This is a genomic window from Prochlorococcus sp. MIT 1306, assembly GCF_047304515.1.
In the GTDB taxonomy this organism is placed as follows: domain Bacteria; phylum Cyanobacteriota; class Cyanobacteriia; order PCC-6307; family Cyanobiaceae; genus Prochlorococcus; species Prochlorococcus marinus_D.
The window spans coordinates 2,307,674-2,322,881 of record NZ_CP138959.1; the positions used below are offsets into that span (position 1 = coordinate 2,307,674).

The 15,208-nt window shown below is 51.9% G+C and carries 20 protein-coding genes and 1 tRNA gene; 9 read left to right on the plus strand and 12 right to left on the minus strand.

All coding sequences use genetic code 11. The features are described 5' to 3' along the window. Together murB and murC are read right to left on the minus strand one after the other, a co-directional pair. A complete protein-coding gene (gene murB, locus SIB74_RS11500; RefSeq protein WP_063396534.1) occupies positions 1 to 924 on the minus strand; it encodes a UDP-N-acetylmuramate dehydrogenase in 924 nt (307 codons plus the stop codon). Beyond that, entirely contained in the window at positions 900 to 2,366 is a 1,467-nt protein-coding gene (gene murC / locus SIB74_RS11505; RefSeq protein WP_063396533.1) for a UDP-N-acetylmuramate--L-alanine ligase, read from the minus strand. The genes murB and murC overlap by 25 nt, the downstream gene beginning before the upstream one ends. 171 nt (positions 2,367 to 2,537) lie before the next feature. On the opposite strand from murC, the gene gap reads away from it, so the two are divergent. Then, positions 2,538 to 3,560: a type I glyceraldehyde-3-phosphate dehydrogenase gene (gap, locus tag SIB74_RS11510; protein ID WP_063396946.1), complete on the plus strand. Its 1,023-nt coding sequence runs from the start codon at positions 2,538 to 2,540 to the stop codon at positions 3,558 to 3,560. An 86-nt stretch (positions 3,561 to 3,646) separates the two neighbouring features. Here gap and thiL read toward each other — a convergent pair whose 3' ends face one another. Further along, positions 3,647 to 4,630, minus strand: coding sequence for a thiamine-phosphate kinase (gene thiL / locus SIB74_RS11515; RefSeq protein WP_063396532.1), 984 nt, complete (start codon positions 4,628 to 4,630; stop codon positions 3,647 to 3,649). 10 nt (positions 4,631 to 4,640) lie between these two features. Next, on the minus strand, positions 4,641 to 5,723 hold the full coding sequence (locus SIB74_RS11520; protein ID WP_063396531.1) for a peptidylprolyl isomerase: 1,083 nt from the start codon (positions 5,721 to 5,723) through the stop codon (positions 4,641 to 4,643). Positions 5,724 to 5,788: 65 nt separating this feature from the next. On the opposite strand from SIB74_RS11520, the gene efp reads away from it, so the two are divergent. Both efp and accB read left to right on the plus strand, forming a co-directional pair. After that, positions 5,789 to 6,349 carry an elongation factor P gene (gene efp / locus SIB74_RS11525; RefSeq protein WP_011824720.1) on the plus strand — a complete coding sequence of 187 codons (561 nt, stop codon included), beginning with the start codon at positions 5,789 to 5,791 and terminating at the stop codon, positions 6,347 to 6,349. Continuing rightward, on the plus strand, positions 6,349 to 6,843 hold the full coding sequence (gene accB / locus SIB74_RS11530) for an acetyl-CoA carboxylase biotin carboxyl carrier protein (RefSeq protein WP_074159152.1): 495 nt from the start codon (positions 6,349 to 6,351) through the stop codon (positions 6,841 to 6,843). The genes efp and accB overlap by 1 nt, the downstream gene beginning before the upstream one ends. Here the strand turns inward: accB and pdxA are convergent, their stop codons facing one another. Continuing rightward, the gene (pdxA, locus tag SIB74_RS11535) at positions 6,844 to 7,875 is read right to left on the minus strand and encodes a 4-hydroxythreonine-4-phosphate dehydrogenase PdxA (RefSeq protein WP_063396530.1); all 1,032 of its coding nucleotides are present in this window, start codon (positions 7,873 to 7,875) and stop codon (positions 6,844 to 6,846) included. Between pdxA and SIB74_RS11540 the strand changes: the two genes are divergently transcribed. Beyond that, the gene (locus SIB74_RS11540) at positions 7,874 to 8,086 is read left to right on the plus strand and encodes a hypothetical protein (RefSeq protein WP_063396529.1); all 213 of its coding nucleotides are present in this window, start codon (positions 7,874 to 7,876) and stop codon (positions 8,084 to 8,086) included. The two genes, pdxA and SIB74_RS11540, sit on opposite strands and share 2 nt — an antisense overlap. On the opposite strand, the gene SIB74_RS11545 is transcribed toward SIB74_RS11540, so the two are convergent. Continuing rightward, on the minus strand, positions 8,058 to 8,978 hold the full coding sequence (locus tag SIB74_RS11545) for an SDR family oxidoreductase (protein ID WP_011824724.1): 921 nt from the start codon (positions 8,976 to 8,978) through the stop codon (positions 8,058 to 8,060). The two genes, SIB74_RS11540 and SIB74_RS11545, sit on opposite strands and share 29 nt — an antisense overlap. A 32-nt stretch (positions 8,979 to 9,010) precedes the next feature. Here SIB74_RS11545 and SIB74_RS11550 point away from each other — a divergent pair, with 32 nt between their 5' ends. Further along, positions 9,011 to 9,232, plus strand: coding sequence for a serine protease inhibitor (locus SIB74_RS11550; protein WP_231906119.1), 222 nt, complete (start codon positions 9,011 to 9,013; stop codon positions 9,230 to 9,232). A gap of 7 nt (positions 9,233 to 9,239) precedes the next feature. On the opposite strand, the gene SIB74_RS11555 is transcribed toward SIB74_RS11550, so the two are convergent. Next, positions 9,240 to 9,641: an HNH endonuclease gene (locus SIB74_RS11555; protein WP_063396527.1), complete on the minus strand. Its 402-nt coding sequence runs from the start codon at positions 9,639 to 9,641 to the stop codon at positions 9,240 to 9,242. A 154-nt stretch (positions 9,642 to 9,795) separates the two neighbouring features. Between SIB74_RS11555 and SIB74_RS11560 the strand changes: the two genes are divergently transcribed. Next, a complete protein-coding gene (locus SIB74_RS11560; protein ID WP_197463316.1) occupies positions 9,796 to 11,424 on the plus strand; it encodes a DEAD/DEAH box helicase in 1,629 nt (542 codons plus the stop codon). Here SIB74_RS11560 and SIB74_RS11565 read toward each other — a convergent pair. From SIB74_RS11565 to SIB74_RS11575, 3 genes are all read right to left on the minus strand, one after another. Continuing rightward, positions 11,361 to 11,774: a hypothetical protein gene (locus tag SIB74_RS11565; protein WP_063396526.1), complete on the minus strand. Its 414-nt coding sequence runs from the start codon at positions 11,772 to 11,774 to the stop codon at positions 11,361 to 11,363. The two genes, SIB74_RS11560 and SIB74_RS11565, sit on opposite strands and share 64 nt — an antisense overlap. Next, positions 11,752 to 12,198, minus strand: a complete 447-nt coding sequence (locus SIB74_RS11570; protein ID WP_063396525.1) for a DUF6554 family protein — start codon at positions 12,196 to 12,198, stop codon at positions 11,752 to 11,754. The genes SIB74_RS11565 and SIB74_RS11570 overlap by 23 nt, the downstream gene beginning before the upstream one ends. Positions 12,199 to 12,260: 62 nt before the next feature. Next, positions 12,261 to 12,776, minus strand: a complete 516-nt coding sequence (locus SIB74_RS11575; RefSeq protein ID WP_063396524.1) for an AbrB family transcriptional regulator — start codon at positions 12,774 to 12,776, stop codon at positions 12,261 to 12,263. A 121-nt stretch (positions 12,777 to 12,897) separates the two neighbouring features. On the opposite strand from SIB74_RS11575, the gene SIB74_RS11580 reads away from it, so the two are divergent. The 3 genes from SIB74_RS11580 to SIB74_RS11590 all read left to right on the plus strand — a co-directional run bounded on the left by SIB74_RS11580 (position 12,898) and on the right by SIB74_RS11590 (position 13,821). Further along, on the plus strand, positions 12,898 to 13,194 hold the full coding sequence (locus SIB74_RS11580; protein ID WP_041374637.1) for a hypothetical protein: 297 nt from the start codon (positions 12,898 to 12,900) through the stop codon (positions 13,192 to 13,194). A gap of 37 nt (positions 13,195 to 13,231) precedes the next feature. Beyond that, positions 13,232 to 13,462, plus strand: coding sequence for a hypothetical protein (locus SIB74_RS11585; RefSeq protein WP_041374638.1), 231 nt, complete (start codon positions 13,232 to 13,234; stop codon positions 13,460 to 13,462). A 134-nt stretch (positions 13,463 to 13,596) separates the two neighbouring features. Beyond that, positions 13,597 to 13,821: a hypothetical protein gene (locus SIB74_RS11590; protein ID WP_011129421.1), complete on the plus strand. Its 225-nt coding sequence runs from the start codon at positions 13,597 to 13,599 to the stop codon at positions 13,819 to 13,821. Positions 13,822 to 13,924: 103 nt separating this feature from the next. On the opposite strand, the gene SIB74_RS11595 is transcribed toward SIB74_RS11590, so the two are convergent. Next, positions 13,925 to 13,996, minus strand: a tRNA-Gly gene (locus SIB74_RS11595). Between the two features lie 48 nt (positions 13,997 to 14,044). Then, on the minus strand, positions 14,045 to 15,193 hold the full coding sequence (locus SIB74_RS11600; protein WP_063396523.1) for a pyridoxal-phosphate-dependent aminotransferase family protein: 1,149 nt from the start codon (positions 15,191 to 15,193) through the stop codon (positions 14,045 to 14,047). Between the last annotated feature and the right edge of the window lie 15 nt (positions 15,194 to 15,208).

Genomic DNA, 15,208 nt, shown 5'->3' on the forward strand with positions numbered 1-15,208 from the left:
TTAAGCGGTCGCTTCGAATCCAAGTCGTTTCACTTCAGGATGAAGCATCACTCCATGGGCCATCTGCACCCGTTGCTGAATGAGGTTGATCATTTGATTGATGTCGGCAGCCGTGGCTCCACCAATATTGACGATGAAGTTTGCGTGAATGGGTGAGACTTCAGCTCCTCCAATGCGGTGACCTTTCAGACCCAGCGCTTCGATTAGACGACCAGCTTTGAGGGGTTCTGGGTTGCGAAAGACACTTCCGCAACTAGGCAATTGATAAGGCTGGGTGGTCGTGCGATGAGTGAGGTTTTTATGTGTGATTTGATTGAGCTCTTTGTGATCATGGCCGGGGTCTAGGCGGAATCTGGCTGAGAGCACGACGAGTGTTTTTTCCTGCAAGAGACTTTGTCGGTAGGCGTAGTCAAGCTCTTGGCGGCTCAGTTCAAAAGGGCCCTCGCCATTGAGGTCGATGACTTGTACAGATTCCAGCCAGTCGGCTGTGCAGCCGCCCTGGGCTCCAGCATTCATGACGGTTGCACCACCAACTGTTCCAGGAATCCCAACGGCCCATTCCAGGCCATGCAGGCCAGCCTTTGCGGCGCGTTTGGAAAGGTTGGGGATTGGTTCACCGGCCAAGGCTTCGACAATGCCAGTCTTTGGATCTAGGTCGCTCCCTTGGAGTTTGCGCATGCAAAGGCTCAGGCCCGGCAAGCCAGCGTCGTTGATCAGTAGGTTTGATCCTGCTCCGATGACTCGACAGGGCATCTTCTGTTCATAGGCCCAAGCAATCAGTGTCTGTAGTTCCTCCACGCTGCTGGGCGATGCAAACCATTCCGCAGGCCCTCCGACGCGCCAGCTCGTGAAGTTGGCAAGAGAAACCAGTGGTTGGGGCTTGATCCCCTTCACTAGGGTCAGGCGGCCAGGGAGGGTGGGCATGTCTTTGCGTTGTCAAGACGTGTCAGTTGTCTCCATAGATTGTTGATATTGCCTGCACCCATGGCGAGGACTAGGTCACCTTTGAGGCTGTGTTTTTGCACCAATAGGGTTAGCTGATTAAAGTTTTCAGCTACGGCGACTGGCAGGTTGGGGTGCTGGATTCTGATCGCTTTAGCCAGGCTCTCACTCGTGGCTCCCTGAATAGGGTTCTCTCCGGCGCTGTAAACGGGTGCTAGCAGAACAGCATCCGCTTCACCGAGTGCCCTTGCGAACTCGTAGAGAAATTCGTTTGTACGGCTGTATCGATGAGGTTGGAACACGGCCAAAATGCGTTTGGGTGGGTTCGGTAGTTGGCTACGACCGCTAGTTACTATCAGGCGCGCAATTGAGAGTGTGGCGCTGACTTCGCTTGGATGGTGGGCGTAATCATCAACGATTTGGCGACCCTCCCAGGTGCCTCGGAAGTCGAAACGGCGCCCAGGAGGCTGCAGGTCAGCCAGACCTTGTTGCACGTCCTCAAAGGACAGTCCTTCGAGTCTGCAGGCTGCTATGGCGGCCATAGCGTTGCTGAGGTTGTGAAGTCCGGGCATCGGCAGTGTGATTTGACCCATCCGTTTGCCCTGCTCGTAAATGTCCGCAATTGTTTGATCGCCATTGAGGCAAATTGGTAAAGCTGCAAAATCAACACCCGCTGAGGTTTTGACTGACCACCAAGCTGTGGCATCGAAATGCTCCTTGAGGATTGGGCAGTCGAAGTTGGCGAGCAGTCGTCGGCAACCTCGGCCGAACCGCTTCATGGTGTTGATCAGTTCATCAAGATCGGCGTAGTGATCGGTGTGATCTAACTCCAAGTTGGTGATCACGCCGAGCGTTGCCTGAAACTTGACGAGAGAGCCATCAGATTCATCAGCTTCTGCTACTAGCAGTCGCCCTTTGCCCGCATGGCCGTTGCTGTCGTAGTAAGGCACGACACCACCAATCACAGCTGTTGGGTCTTGATCGGTTGTGGCCAGCAGTGTGGTGAGCAGGGTGCTGGTTGTGGTTTTGCCATGGCTCCCGGCTACTGCGATGGAGGGTTGTGCCTGAATCAAGGCAGCAAGGAGGTCTGAGCGATGCAAGATTTTCAATTGAGACAGCTTGGCTGCCTTGAGCTCAGGATTGTTCTTGGGAATGGCTGTGCTGATCACCACCAAAGGAAGGAGATCTACGTTGCTACAAATGGCATTGATGTTTGCGGCGCTCTGATCGCGGAAGACTCTTACTCCTTGAGCTCGCAGGCGCTCAACGGTAGTGTTTTCGCGTGGGTCTGAGCCGGAGACAATATGACCTCGATTCACCAGAATGAGAGCTAGGGCAGACATGCCGATGCCGCCAACACCTATGAAGTGGATGGGTTGCTGGCGGCTGAGCGTGCTGGTCAATGGGCAAAACCATAGGCTCAAAAGATAAGCCAGTCTTGGGCTGAAAGCCCGTGATTCTTATGTTTTGGAGAGGTCCAGCCGGGGTTGACCTTGTGCCAGGTATGGGCCGCCTCCTCATCCGGAACAGCGGAAAGTGCAACCTATTTCTGTATGATCGGCGGCCACTTCCCTTGCGGTTTCCCCGTTTTTGTTATGACTCTGCGCGTTGCGATCAATGGATTCGGCCGAATCGGTCGCAACTTCATGCGTTGTTGGCTAAGCCGTGGTGCGAATACTGGGATTGAAGTGGTTGGCGTCAACGTCACTTCTGACCCTAAGACCAATGCTCATCTGCTTAAGTACGATTCAATTCTTGGACAGATCAAGGATGCGGAGATCGGTTATACCGATGACACTTTTGTTATCAACGGCAAAACCATTAAGTGTTTTTCAGATCGCAACCCCTTGAATCTTCCTTGGAAGGAGTGGGGTATTGATCTTGTGATCGAGTCCACCGGGGTTTTCAATACTGATGTCGGGGCTAGTAAACACATCGAGGCTGGTGCGAAGAAAGTGATCCTCACAGCTCCAGGGAAAGGAGATGGTGTTGGCACATATGTCGTGGGCGTCAATGCTGATCAGTACCGTCACGGTGATTTCAATGTTCTCAGTAATGCCAGCTGCACAACCAATTGCCTGGCACCAATTGTGAAGGTGCTTGATCAGACCTTTGGGATCAATAAGGGCCTGATGACGACTATTCATAGCTACACCGGTGATCAGCGGATCCTCGATAACAGCCATCGCGATCTTCGCCGTGCTCGTGCGGCAGCCATGAATATTGTTCCGACCTCAACTGGCGCTGCCAAGGCTGTGGCTTTGGTTTATCCACAGATGAAGGGCAAGCTCACGGGTATTGCCATGCGTGTTCCAACCCCAAACGTTTCAGCGGTAGATCTGGTGTTTGAGTCCGGTCGTTCCACGACTGCTGAAGAAGTGAATGCTGCACTCAAATCGGCTTCTCAGGGTGGCATGAAGGGAATCATTAAATATGGTGATCTTCCTTTGGTTTCTAGTGACTACGCCGGTACTAATGAATCCACCATCGTTGATGAGGATCTCACGATGACTATTGGCGACAATTTGGTGAAAGTGGTTGCTTGGTATGACAACGAGTGGGGTTATAGCCAGAGGGTTGTCGATCTCGCTGAGATTGTGGCCAAGAATTGGAAGTGATCTTTCAGAGGATTACTTGTTTCTGAGCTTCTAGCTTCTTTTTGAGTAACAAACCCCTCCTATTAGCGAGGGGTTTTTGTCTTTCTTTATTGGAAATGTTTGAAGCTTGAGGAGTTGCTTACTTCTCCTCTGCCATGCGCCCATTCCACCCGAGGTGGGCCTTTTTCCATGACCCCAATGACTTGGCTTGATGGAAGAACTTGCAGCCAAGCGGTGGCCCATTGAGGTGGCAGGCTGAGAATAAGTTCAAAGTCTTCTCCGCCGTTTAGACACCAGCTATCCCAGTGTTGACCTATTGGCCAGTCAGGGTCTTTGGGTAGGCCTGTTGGATCAAGAATCGCCCGGCAACCGCTGCTTCTGCAAAGGCCTTGAACCGCTGCCAGAAGTCCGTCACTACTGTCGGTGCCCCCAGCTCGCCATGGAAGTTGTTCAGGCTTACATGTTTGAAGAGCGTGGAGCGCCTGCAAACATGGTTGAGGGTGTTGATGGGCTTCTATCGCTTTTTGTTTGAGTTTGTCTGGCAGCAGGGCTGCTTCTATCAGTGGATCTGAGCGTAGTAGGGCCAGGCCAAGGCGGCTGAGGCCATGGGGACCGCTGACGACAAGAGAATCTCCAGGTTGGGCTTGGGAGCGGTGCAACCGTAATGGCCCGAGAGTGCCCAGGGCGGTGATTGCGAGTAGTCGTTGATCCCCTCGGGAGCAGTCGCCTCCTAGCAAGGTCCCCCCAAACTGTTTCAATGCGGCTTCTATGCCTAAATAAACGCCTTCTACCCAGTTCCAGGGGGTCTCTGGAGGGACTACAAGTCCGACAGTGATACCCAGAATCTGATCAACGCCACTGGCTGCTAGGTCGGAAAGGTTGGCGGTTACGCAACGCCAACCCACATCTTTTGGAGTCGTGGTGTCTTCGCTGAAGTGAATGCCTTCCACCATGACATCGGTGTTAATGAGGAGTTCTCCCTCATTGGTGTGGACTTGCGCTGTGTCGTCGTCAAGTTGGCCAGCAGGAGCAAAGCGGGCGAGTCGATGTAGTAGTTCGTTTTCACCAAGTTGGCCCAGGTTTTCGCCCATACACAAGTCCTCAAGCGTGGGGCTTCAGCCGATCGGCTCCATCGACAACTTTGATGGATAAGATTTGATCACCAACTTCGAGTTTTTTAAGTAACTCGGTACCTTCAACGACATAGCCAAAGGCTGCATTGCGGCCATCCACTAAGTTGAGACCCGCTGGAGTTAATTCTGCATCATAAAGAAATAGAAAGAACTGGGAGGAACCGTCGTCTATAGCCTGGTCGGAATGGGCCCATCCGAGTGTGCCAAGGGCGGCGAATGGGAGGACTGGTGTCGCTTTGTAAAGACCGATGTCTTCAAAGGTTTGGTTATAAAAAGGAGTTGCTTCCTCTGGAATACGGATTTCCAGAGGCACTTGACGTTCTTTCTTGGTTGTTGGGTCGATGTATCCGCTTTCAGGTCCTGTGGGGTCACCGCTTTGTAGTACGTAATTGTCTTCAGCGCGTGTGAATGGCAATCCGTCATAAAAGCCTTTGAGAGCTAGGTCTACGAAGGCGCCGGCTGTTAGCGGGGCGTTGTAGCCATCAATGACAGCAGTGATATTCCCTTTTGTGGTTTTGATCGATACAGTTGCTCGTCCAAGAAGCCGCGGTAGTGAGTTGAATTCCTCAGGGATGGTGTAAGGAAAATCATTCACCAATAGAGCTTCTAGATCACCGATCTGCTTGAGACTTTTGCGACGTAGGTCGATGAAGCTATCTATGTTTTGGTTACTTGCTTCATCCCCCAGGGCCTGGACCGTTTCTCCCAACGATTCCAAAAGGGCCTCACCCTGTTCTCGAGATGCTTTTGGGATGGCTGCGAGGATGCTCTTTTTGCGGGTTATTACTAGGAACTGACTAGAAGCAGCAGCTTCGTTTAGGGCAACCCAGCGATTGCCCTTTGAAGAGCCAACCACTTTGCTAGTGGCTTCAAGGGTGGCTTGCATTTGGCGGAGATCTTTTTGTTCGATTGGTAGGGCATTTCGCAGGATTGCGGCACCATCCGTCACTGCACTTCCAGCTGGCAGAGCAGCGAGAACAGGATCACCCCAATTCAGTAAAAGTACTGCGAGCACTGTGACCAGGCTGGTCAGTAGAGGAGTATTTGGCATGTGGAACTCTTCTTGTGCTGGGACTTTGGCACAGCCGTATGATCCCTCTGATCCGTTCAGCGGGAATGATCTCAAGTAACGACTTCCGCACTGGCACCTCGATTGAATTAGACGGTTCTGTTTGGCGTGTAGTCGAGTTTTTGCATGTGAAACCGGGCAAGGGTTCAGCATTTGTGCGTACCAAGTTGAAGGCGGTGCAGAGCGGCAGCGTGGTGGAAAAAACCTTTAGGGCTGGGGAGATGCTTCCGCAGGCCTTGCTTGAGAAGTCGACCCTTCAACACACGTATATGGAGTCCGGTGACTATGTCTTTATGGACATGTCTAGTTATGAGGAAACCAGGCTTACAGCGCAGCAGATCGGTGACAGTCGTAAATACCTCAAGGAAGGGATGGAGGTGAATGTGGTCTCATGGAACGGAAATCCTCTTGAGGTGGAGCTCCCCAATTCTGTGGTGCTTGAAATCACTGAAACTGATCCTGGTGTCAAGGGTGATACCGCTACCGGTGGTACTAAGCCCGCCATCCTTGAGACTGGTGCTCAGGTGATGGTTCCTTTGTTTCTTTCTGTGGGCGAGAAAATTAAAGTTGATACACGTAACGACAGCTACCTAGGTCGCGAGAACTAATGGCTATGCAGCTCGATCATGATCAACTGCACCAGTTGCTTGCAGCCTTGGCGGAAAGCGACATCCAGGAATTTCGCCTTGAGGGCGATGATTTTCGTCTTGAGGTCAGGCGGAACATCCCTGCAGCATCAGTGGTGGCCCCGGTGATGCCGTTGTCTTCGACCGTTGAGATACCGTCACCGGCTCCAGAACCGAGAGTTGAGATGGTCGGACCTGGTACTCCGCCTCCAGCGGTACCAGGTTCCAGAACTGATTTCCTGGAGGTAACGGCACCGATGGTCGGAACGTTTTATCGGGCTCCTGGCCCTGGGGAATCTTCTTTTGTAGAAGTCGGCAGTCGCATCGGTGTTGGTCAGATCGTGTGTATTTTGGAGGCCATGAAGTTGATGAATGAGTTGGAATCTGAAGTCAGTGGCGAGGTGGTTGAAATCCTTGTAGATAACGGCACACCAGTTGAGTTCGGTCAGGTTTTGATGCGTGTTAAGCCTGGCTGATCAGCGAGATTCCGTGAGTTCCCAGGCTGCTTTGAGGGCGGCCAACATGCTGTCGGCTCTGGCACATCCCTTTCCGGCAATGTCAAAGGCGGTGCCGTGATCAGGTGAGGTACGCAGAAATGGAAGCCCAAGGGTGGTGTTGACGGCAGAGTCGAAAGCCAGCAGCTTCATTGGAATTAGACCCTGATCGTGGTACAAGGCCAGGATGCCGTCTGGGGTTTGGGCGCATGGGTTGCCATGCCAAGCCTTTGCAGCTGAAAGCCAACATGTGTCGGGAGGTAAAGGACCGTCTAGTTGGATCTCAGGGTGCTCGGTTTTCCATCTGTTCAGCAATGGGATCAACCATTTCAGCTCTTCATGGCCAAGTTGGCCTTGCTCGCCAGCGTGGGGATTGAGGCCTGCGACTGCAATGGATGGATCGGTTTTGAATCTTTGGCAGAATGCCTTGAGTACGTTGAGCTTCGCTCTAACCAACTCAGGGGTAAGCACTTTTGGGACTGCTGCTAGCGGGATATGGGTTGTTGCTAGCAGAGTGTTTAACCGCCAGCCGTTTTGAGGTGAGATCGCGGTGAAGAGCATGGAGGCTTGATCAGCGCCCACCAGTTCTTTAAGTCGTTCGGTTTGACCGGGATAGTGATGGCCTGCTGCATGCCAGGCATGCTTGGCAATGGGAGCGGTAACAAGGGCGCGGGCTCGACCCGTCAAGAGGAGTTCTGTTGCCTTTGTCAACCATAGAAAGCTTGCGGCTCCACTCTGTGCTGTGGGGTATCCAGGCTTAAGTGTGCTCTTCAGGGGTAGGTCTTTGATATCGAGGTTCTTTGGATTGGCTAGGGGAGAGATTCCTTGAGCTTGTAATTGGGCATAGGTCAGTTCCAGGCTTTTTCGACAGCCAACCACCTGGGGATGCAGCTTTGATGGCAAGCTTGGTGAAGCGAGGGCCTTTAGGGTGACCTCCATCCCTATGCCAGCGGGATCGCCGATGGCGATAACGATCAGTTGATTAGCGTCAAAGCCTTCAGAAGGCATAGCCATGATGCGCTGGTTGCTGCTTGGTTTGATGTTGTTTGGTTTTGGTACCGGGTTGCGGAATGGTTGGTTGGTGGTGCATTGGAGTCAGTTTTTGCGCGATGCCGGGTTGACATTTATCGATCCAGAGAAGCCCTTCAATTGGAACGAGTTCATTCTTGGTGGTCCGGATCGGGAACGGTCAACAACTAAGGAAAATTCGTCTGTGAGACCTTGAAACCTTCTGCCAGATAACAGTCTCTAAGGCCGGAGTGATAGTTGGGATGCATCAGGGAATAGCCAAGCTCGCGGCATAGGAGCTGATTGCTGACCCTGCGATTCTCTTGCCAGAAGGAGAGAGCCATGGGATTCATCTGTGCAGCGGCAACTGCAAACGGCTCAATTTCGGGTAGGGACTTTCCAAGTAGTTGGGCGGCGAACCCGAGTACGTCTGTATAAGCTGTTGGCATGTCATCGGTGACGTTGATCACGATGGGTCGCTGTCCATCAGCAGCGCATTGGATTAGGTGCAGGATGGCGCCTGCGATGTCATCGACATGAATTCTTGAAAACACCTGGTTGGGCTTGTGGATCATTCTGCTTTGACCCGTGTTGACGCTTTTAAGCACTGAGCGGCCTGGTCCGTAGATGCCAGGCAGTCGCAGAATCTGCAGGGGTAATCCCGAAGCTTGCCAGGCCTCTTCACAAGCCAATCTTCGTTTGCTCCGTGCTTGCTGAGGCTGAGGATGATCGATTTCTGTGACCCAGCGTCCTTGGCGATCTCCGTAAACCCCTGTGGTGGAGAGATAGCCAACCCATTGCAATGGCAACGCTTTGAGCTGGTCGCCCAAGCATGTCAGTACTGGATCTTTCCCATCGGCTGCTGGCGGTATGCAGCTGAGTAAATGAGTGACTCCTTCTAGAACTTTCGTGGTTGGCAACAGCTTGGTGGCACTATCAAATGCCATGTCTGCGCCTGGGCTGTTGATGTCTCTGCGGCTGCAGATAGCAGTACTGCCAAGTGCTCTCGCCAGAGCCACTACATGCTGGCCACTGAATCCTCCACCGAGAACCAGCAACTTTGAGCCGGTGGGGAGAGGCGGACTCTGCTTGACAAGTTCTGTGAGCATGAGTACAAATGTATTATATTCCAGGTTTGGTCATGGCGAGCTCCTATTTGCGTGCTTCCGCGATTTCAGTGTCCATGCTGCCGCGTCGGGCATGTCCAAGGATCGTTCAAGGTCGGCAGATCAGTTCGGTTTTTCATTTTGTCTTGCCTTTGGCTTTGTTGACAGGTGCGATGCTTCTCGCTCCGGAGCAACCTGAGCAGCAGGCTTCTATTTGCCAAAGACATCACCCTGTGGTGGCCTGTCAGGTCTGGTGAGATTGGTTTAGGCCAGCTGGGGCATCCATTCTTCATCTTGGCTGATAACAGGAGCTTCTCTATGGTTGGGTTGGGTCCATTGAAGCAACCTTAAAGCCAGTCTGAGATCGCCATCCATCCAGGCGCGGATGGCCATTGCGCGTCGCGGATCATAGAAACGTTGGCGCCTATACCACTCGAAGGCATGGGCATCTGATTTGTCACCGTTACAGGAGAGACAGGCTGGAACGCAGTTTTGAGTAATACTTAAGCCACCGCGACTGAGAGGCAAAATATGGTCAATTGATTCAGAAGTTTTGCCGCAATAGATACAACTTTGAGCGGTATAGTTGTGAAGGGATTTTCTCCATCTTCGGACACGTGACTTGGGGCAGAGATCTTCGAGGAAAACCGCGTCCCTATTGTGCATCCGAGTGCCTCGATTTTGTGCAGTGTGCCGCGAATGCTCTTTGAGTCAATGTGTCTAAATATCTATTTTGGCTTGCTTTGCGCTGCTTTTTACAGTGGTCGCTTTCGCTCTTGCTAGTAAGGCAATGGGGCGTAAATTAGGTGTTCCTTGAGCAGTGAAGCTCACGCCTAAATCGTCTTCCAGCTGTTATTTGGGTCTGACTGCGGCGGGTTTGGTCAAGGTGGTGTTCCCTTTCGATGCGGTTACTCAGGCTCAGCTTCGCAAAGTGAGGCCTCGTGGAATTTGGCGTGGTACTCGCCAGGGCTGGGAATTTCCTTTGGTTGCGGCTCAACATTTGCAGAGGCAGTTTGGCACACGTTTTTTGGTGCAGGACGACTTGGCTCAGTGGCTGAGTTGGTTCGAACAGCCTTTGCCACCGATGCCGCCCCATCGCGATCTCGTGAGCTATGCAGACCTTGAGGTTGTTTTGAAAGATGGTCGTAGACCTCTTCCTCATCAGTGCTCTGGAGCCCGTTGGTTGTTGGCGCGGCGCGGTGCAGTCTTGGCTGATGAAATGGGTCTTGGTAAGACTCTTACCTCTCTTTTGGCGGCTCGCGCCATGGTGAGATGTGCTGATGTACGGGTCATGGTGGTGGCGCCGGTGGGTCTTCATGACCACTGGCGCATCGAAGCTGCAAGTCTTGATTTGCCGGTATGCATCCATAGCTGGGCTCGTCTGCCTAGGGAATTGCCGGCGGCGGGAACGCTTCTGTTGGTGGATGAAGCGCATTTCGGCCAGTCCATCAAGTCAAGACGAACTCAGGCTCTTTTAAGGCTTGCGCGGCATCCGCGTTTAAGGGCTATTTGGTTACTCACCGGGACGCCGATGAAAAATGGTCGTCCTGATCAGCTTTATCCATTGCTGGCTGCCATTGATCATCCTTTGGCTCGAGATCAACGTAAGTTTGAAGAGCGTTTTTGTCAGGGTCACTGGCGAGATCAAGGTGGACAGCGACGCTGGTATTCACGTGGTGCGAGTGATCTCGATGCTCTAGGGAAGCTCACACGGCCATTGGTTCTGCATCGACGCAAGCAGACTTTGCTTAGCTTGCCCCCAAAACGTCGTCAAGAGCATCGGGTTGTCCTTACAGAGCCAGAGTCTCGTGGTTTTGACCATCGTCTAGCTCTTGTGACTGACAACTATCGCCATCGTGTTCAACAGGGTTTGGTGCGTTCAGATGCGGAATCGCTGGCGGTGCTTACGGCTTTGCGCCAGATCGCAGCGGAGTTCAAGCTGCCAGCAGTGGAGACAGTTGTGGCAGCACTTCTTGCTGAGGGGCAAGCCGTTGTCCTTTTCAGCAGTTTTGTTGGTCCTTTGTTGCTTTTGCAGCAACGCTTAGGGGGTGAGTTGTTAACTGGTCGTCAGCGTTCAGGCCAGCGTCAGGAAGCTGTGAATCGTTTTCAATCAGGGCTGAGTTCTCTTTTGTTGGCAACCTATGCAGTAGGCGGGCTTGGTTACACCTTGCATCGCGCCAGGCATGTGGTTTTGCTTGAACGTCACTGGACACCTGGTGATGTGGATCAGGCTGAGGATCGTTGCCATCGATTGGGGATGGATGGCGGACTCACGAGTCACTGGTTCCAACTGGGTTTTGCAGATCAGCTGGTGGATGCTCTGATAGCTAGTAAGGCCGAGCGGATTGAGGTATTGCTTGGTTCTCGTCGTGTTGGCCTCAAGCGTCAGCCTTTGCCAGTCATGTTGAGATGTTGCATGCAGGAGTCTTTACGTACGGTTAGTTCGTGACGCACCATCGGATCAGCTGATGCTCCTTGTTGATTCAGAAGCTGTAAGCCTTTGGAGACATCTTGACAAGCCAAATTGGTTTGGCCAAGCAGGGTGTAGATCAGGGACCGGTCGTTGAGTGGTTCAGGGTCGTTTTGATGTTGGCTCACTACGCTATTGCAGCGCAGTAGGGCTTGGTCGAGTCCTTTGAGGTCAAGATTTTCCAAGCAAGCTTGGGACGAGATATTCGAGTCAGCAGATGGATTGGTTGGTGCTGAGCGACTGTTGCAGCTCAGACCGGAAAGAAGCAACCCGCTCAGAAATAGTTTGGCAAGGAAACGAGGGAATTTAATAGCTGTAGTGCTGCTCATGATCTGTGCTTGAAGGAGTGGTGGTGTTGGTATTGCCAGAGCTATAGGAGTCGATGACAGTCTCATCACCACTTTCTTGATCAGCGACTGACAAAGTGTTTTTGCTATTTCCGAATAGATCGCCAAGGTATTGACCGCAGTTTGGGTAACTGCTGGGTTCGTTGACCACTGCTTCAGTAATTAATACGGCAGCATGATTTGGTGAGGTCTTGAAAAGGCTATTTCCCTGGCGTTTGATCAGGGCATAAGAGGCAGTCCAGCTCACCTCATGGTTATTGCCATTACTACGCATGAAGCAGTAGATCTGGGCTCCTTTACTTGCGGCGTCAGTTGTTGCTGACTGGGCAGCTGTGGCAGAAAGACTGATTCCCACAAGGCCTAGCAGTGTGAGTGAAAGGGCAACTCGATTTCGATTTCGATTCATCGCTTGCAAGTCAACACAGTATTGATCAACTTATCGATTGAAACAGTCCTGTCCAGGTTTAATCAGGAATCGATGAGTCCTAATGGGGCCAATAGCTTCACCAGAAGGGGTAGTACCAAAAGTACGGTGATTAATCTCACAGCATGCAGGGTGGCGACTGCAGCACCGACGCCGAATTCCGCACCTACCAGACTCATACCACTGATGCCTCCTGGGGCAGCGCCGAGGAGTGAAACCACAGGGTCAATACCTAGTAATCGACTGCTCCAAAGACCGATCACGATCCCAGTAAGTACAAGGGTCAGAGTGATCAGCAGGGCTGGTTTCCAGAGGCTTTGCAGCTCCCCTAGGGAGCTTTTGGTCAGGCCGGTACCGATCACCGTGCCGATGGCGATTTCAATTGCGGTGCGTGTTCCTGAGGGCCATTCAGCAATATCAAGGCGACCGCTCATGCTCACGAGCCCTGCACCTAAAAGAGCACCTGCAAGGGGTGCTGCTGGAATGCCAGTGCGCAATGTCAGCAGACCCAATGCTGTTCCTGCCATGAGATAAATCAGCAACGTTGCCAGAGAAGGCATGGGATCGATTTGAAAAAGTACAGATACTTTGAGCGCAAATGATTCTCCTCACCATCTGCCTAATGACTTGAGCCTTTATTCCTCATGTGTTGTCATCGGGACAAAGTACTTGTTTGTGGCTATGTCCTCGTCAGTTTCTTTTCGAATTACTCGTACTGCAGAAGACCTGGTTCAGACGATCACTGCTTTATCGCAGAGGCTCGTTAAATTGGAGCAGCGTCAGGAGGCTTTGGAGTTTCAGTTGAGACAGCAGAGCGAATCTCAGAGGATTCCCGCAGAGGAAATGGAGATGCTCGATGGGGTTGAGCAGCTCTTAAAAGAGTGCCAGGAACTTCTTGATAGTTCTGATCAAGCTGAGGATCAAGCCCGAGAAGAACCTCAGTCTTGGTCAGGGGAACCAGACACTCTTGCGGCATGAGGGTGGCATCGGGTGCACAATAAAAAGAAAGGCATCCATGGCTTTAACCATTTCTGCCTCAGGCAAAGCTGGGGTTACCAGCTCAGTATTTTCACCGTTAGCGAGATCTTCTATCAGACTTCAGGCCTTCCATGAGGGGGGGCATCAGCTCGAGAAGCTTGAATTTGCATTGGCTGTTGCCGAAACACGTGGTGACCAGACTCGTGCGTCAGTCTTAAGAGCTCAGATCGAAACTATGGGAGGCAACATTGAGGAGCCAGGAACCTGATTTAGCCCCCTTATATTTTCTATACATATCAATTGGCTGATTTGGACAACAACATTTGCTGTTTTGATGCTCGATATTGCTTGTACTAGACAATTCGCGTTAAACTTTCAATCAAGGGGTTCAGCTGAGCAGTCTTGACGTCTACTTTTTTGAGAACAACAGCGGGCACGAATTCCGCTTCTATTCAACGCGAGGTTTACTTGAAAGCCGCGAGTGGTTTTTTTGACCGAGCTTCTGCACAGGCTGAAGCGGGAGATTTTCAGGCTGCTGGCAGTTTGATTCTTAAGGCATTAGATCAGGAGCGTCGTGCAGGAGTGGTTGGTCCACAAGTTCTTCAATTAATCAAGCCCAGATCCTGAATTGGGATTGAATAATGTTTTGAATCCTATTTTTCATTAGATAGGGTTTTTGGTTTGTTAAATATCAATGAGTATTCTATGAACTTTGATTAATCCTTTGATAAGCGGGTGACCGGATTCGAACCGGCGACGTTCAGCTTGGGAAGCTGACATTCTACCACTGAATTACACCCGCATTTTATCAGTTTAGATCAGCTTTAGTTCGTTTTGTTGGCGAGCACTGTTATCTCAGAATTGCTGCTGCTGCAGCTAGGCCATCTCCCATGTTGCCTTTATGCAAGCCAAGAGATTGCAAGGTGGATTCGATGGCAGCTATGGCAGTGAGGATATCTCTATCACATACGAATCCAAGATGGCCGATACGGAAGACCTTCCCTTTTAGATGATCCTGTCCACCTGCTAGCAGGATGTCGAATTTTTCTTTGACAGTTTTGCGCAGTTGCTCTGCATCAACTCCCTCAGGTGCGACTGCGGTGATCGCTGGGCTGCCGTGTCCTTCAGCTGCATACAGTGGCAGGCAGATGGCCTTCATGCCTGCCTGAGCAGCTGCGCGGTGGCGGGCATGACGTTCAAAGATGGCTTCTAGTCCTTCTGACTGCATCATTCCGAGCGCAGATTCCAGTGCGAAGTAGAGATTCACAGCAGGGGTGAATGGATTGCTGTCTTGAGCGGCAGTTTTTCGGTAAGGCCCCAGATCGAGATAAAACTTCGGTAGATCCGATTGTTGATGTGCTTGCCAGGCTCGTTCACTCATGGCCACAAAGCTGAGACCTGGAGGCATCATGTATCCCTTTTGGGAACCGGAGGCAACCACATCTAGACCCCAAGAATCCATGGGTACATTGCAGGCCCCAAGGCTTGTCACGCAATCAGCGATGGTTAGTGCTTTGCCGTGAGTGCGGACATATTTGCTGATGGTTTCAAGGTCGTTAATGACCCCAGTTGAGGTTTCCGAGTGGGTGAGAATTACGGCTTTGATTGTTTTGCCATTGTCTGCTTCCAGTGCTCTTTTGAAGGCTTCTGGGTCTAACGGTTGTCCCCAGTCTGCTTTTATCACTTGTACGTCCAGGCCGTAAGCCTTAGCCAGCTTTACCCAGCGCTGTCCAAACTTGCCGTTGTCGCCGCAGAGAACCTTGTCGCCGTAGCTGAGGGTATTGATGATTCCTGCTTCCATCGCAGCGGTGCCGCTGCCAGTGATGACTAGAACATCTGATTTGGTCTGATGCAGCCAGCGCAGCTGATCGGTGGTATGTCTAACGACGGCTTGAAACTCTCCACTGCGATGGCCGATGGGGTGGCGACCCATGGCTTTGAGTACTGTTTCGGGAACCGGTGTAGGACCCGGGATCATCAGGGTGAGTTTGTCCTGCACGGCCTAAGGCTTAGT

Coding starts and splice junctions, on each gene's coding strand:
- murB (WP_063396534.1), bottom strand. CDS start 924: ATGCCCACCCTCCCTGGCCGCCTGACCCTAGTGAAGGGGATCAAGCCC.
- gap (WP_063396946.1), top strand. CDS start 2,538: ATGACTCTGCGCGTTGCGATCAATGGATTCGGCCGAATCGGTCGCAAC.
- thiL (WP_063396532.1), bottom strand. CDS start 4,630: ATGGGCGAAAACCTGGGCCAACTTGGTGAAAACGAACTACTACATCGA.
- SIB74_RS11520 (WP_063396531.1), bottom strand. CDS start 5,723: ATGCCAAATACTCCTCTACTGACCAGCCTGGTCACAGTGCTCGCAGTA.
- efp (WP_011824720.1), top strand. CDS start 5,789: ATGATCTCAAGTAACGACTTCCGCACTGGCACCTCGATTGAATTAGAC.
- accB (WP_074159152.1), top strand. CDS start 6,349: ATGGCTATGCAGCTCGATCATGATCAACTGCACCAGTTGCTTGCAGCC.
- SIB74_RS11540 (WP_063396529.1), top strand. CDS start 7,874: ATGATGCGCTGGTTGCTGCTTGGTTTGATGTTGTTTGGTTTTGGTACC.
- pdxA (WP_063396530.1), bottom strand. CDS start 7,875: ATGGCTATGCCTTCTGAAGGCTTTGACGCTAATCAACTGATCGTTATC.
- SIB74_RS11545 (WP_011824724.1), bottom strand. CDS start 8,978: ATGCTCACAGAACTTGTCAAGCAGAGTCCGCCTCTCCCCACCGGCTCA.
- SIB74_RS11550 (WP_231906119.1), top strand. CDS start 9,011: ATGGCGAGCTCCTATTTGCGTGCTTCCGCGATTTCAGTGTCCATGCTG.
- SIB74_RS11555 (WP_063396527.1), bottom strand. CDS start 9,641: ATGCACAATAGGGACGCGGTTTTCCTCGAAGATCTCTGCCCCAAGTCA.
- SIB74_RS11565 (WP_063396526.1), bottom strand. CDS start 11,774: ATGAGCAGCACTACAGCTATTAAATTCCCTCGTTTCCTTGCCAAACTA.
- SIB74_RS11570 (WP_063396525.1), bottom strand. CDS start 12,198: ATGAATCGAAATCGAAATCGAGTTGCCCTTTCACTCACACTGCTAGGC.
- SIB74_RS11575 (WP_063396524.1), bottom strand. CDS start 12,776: ATGCCTTCTCTGGCAACGTTGCTGATTTATCTCATGGCAGGAACAGCA.
- SIB74_RS11580 (WP_041374637.1), top strand. CDS start 12,898: ATGTCCTCGTCAGTTTCTTTTCGAATTACTCGTACTGCAGAAGACCTG.
- SIB74_RS11585 (WP_041374638.1), top strand. CDS start 13,232: ATGGCTTTAACCATTTCTGCCTCAGGCAAAGCTGGGGTTACCAGCTCA.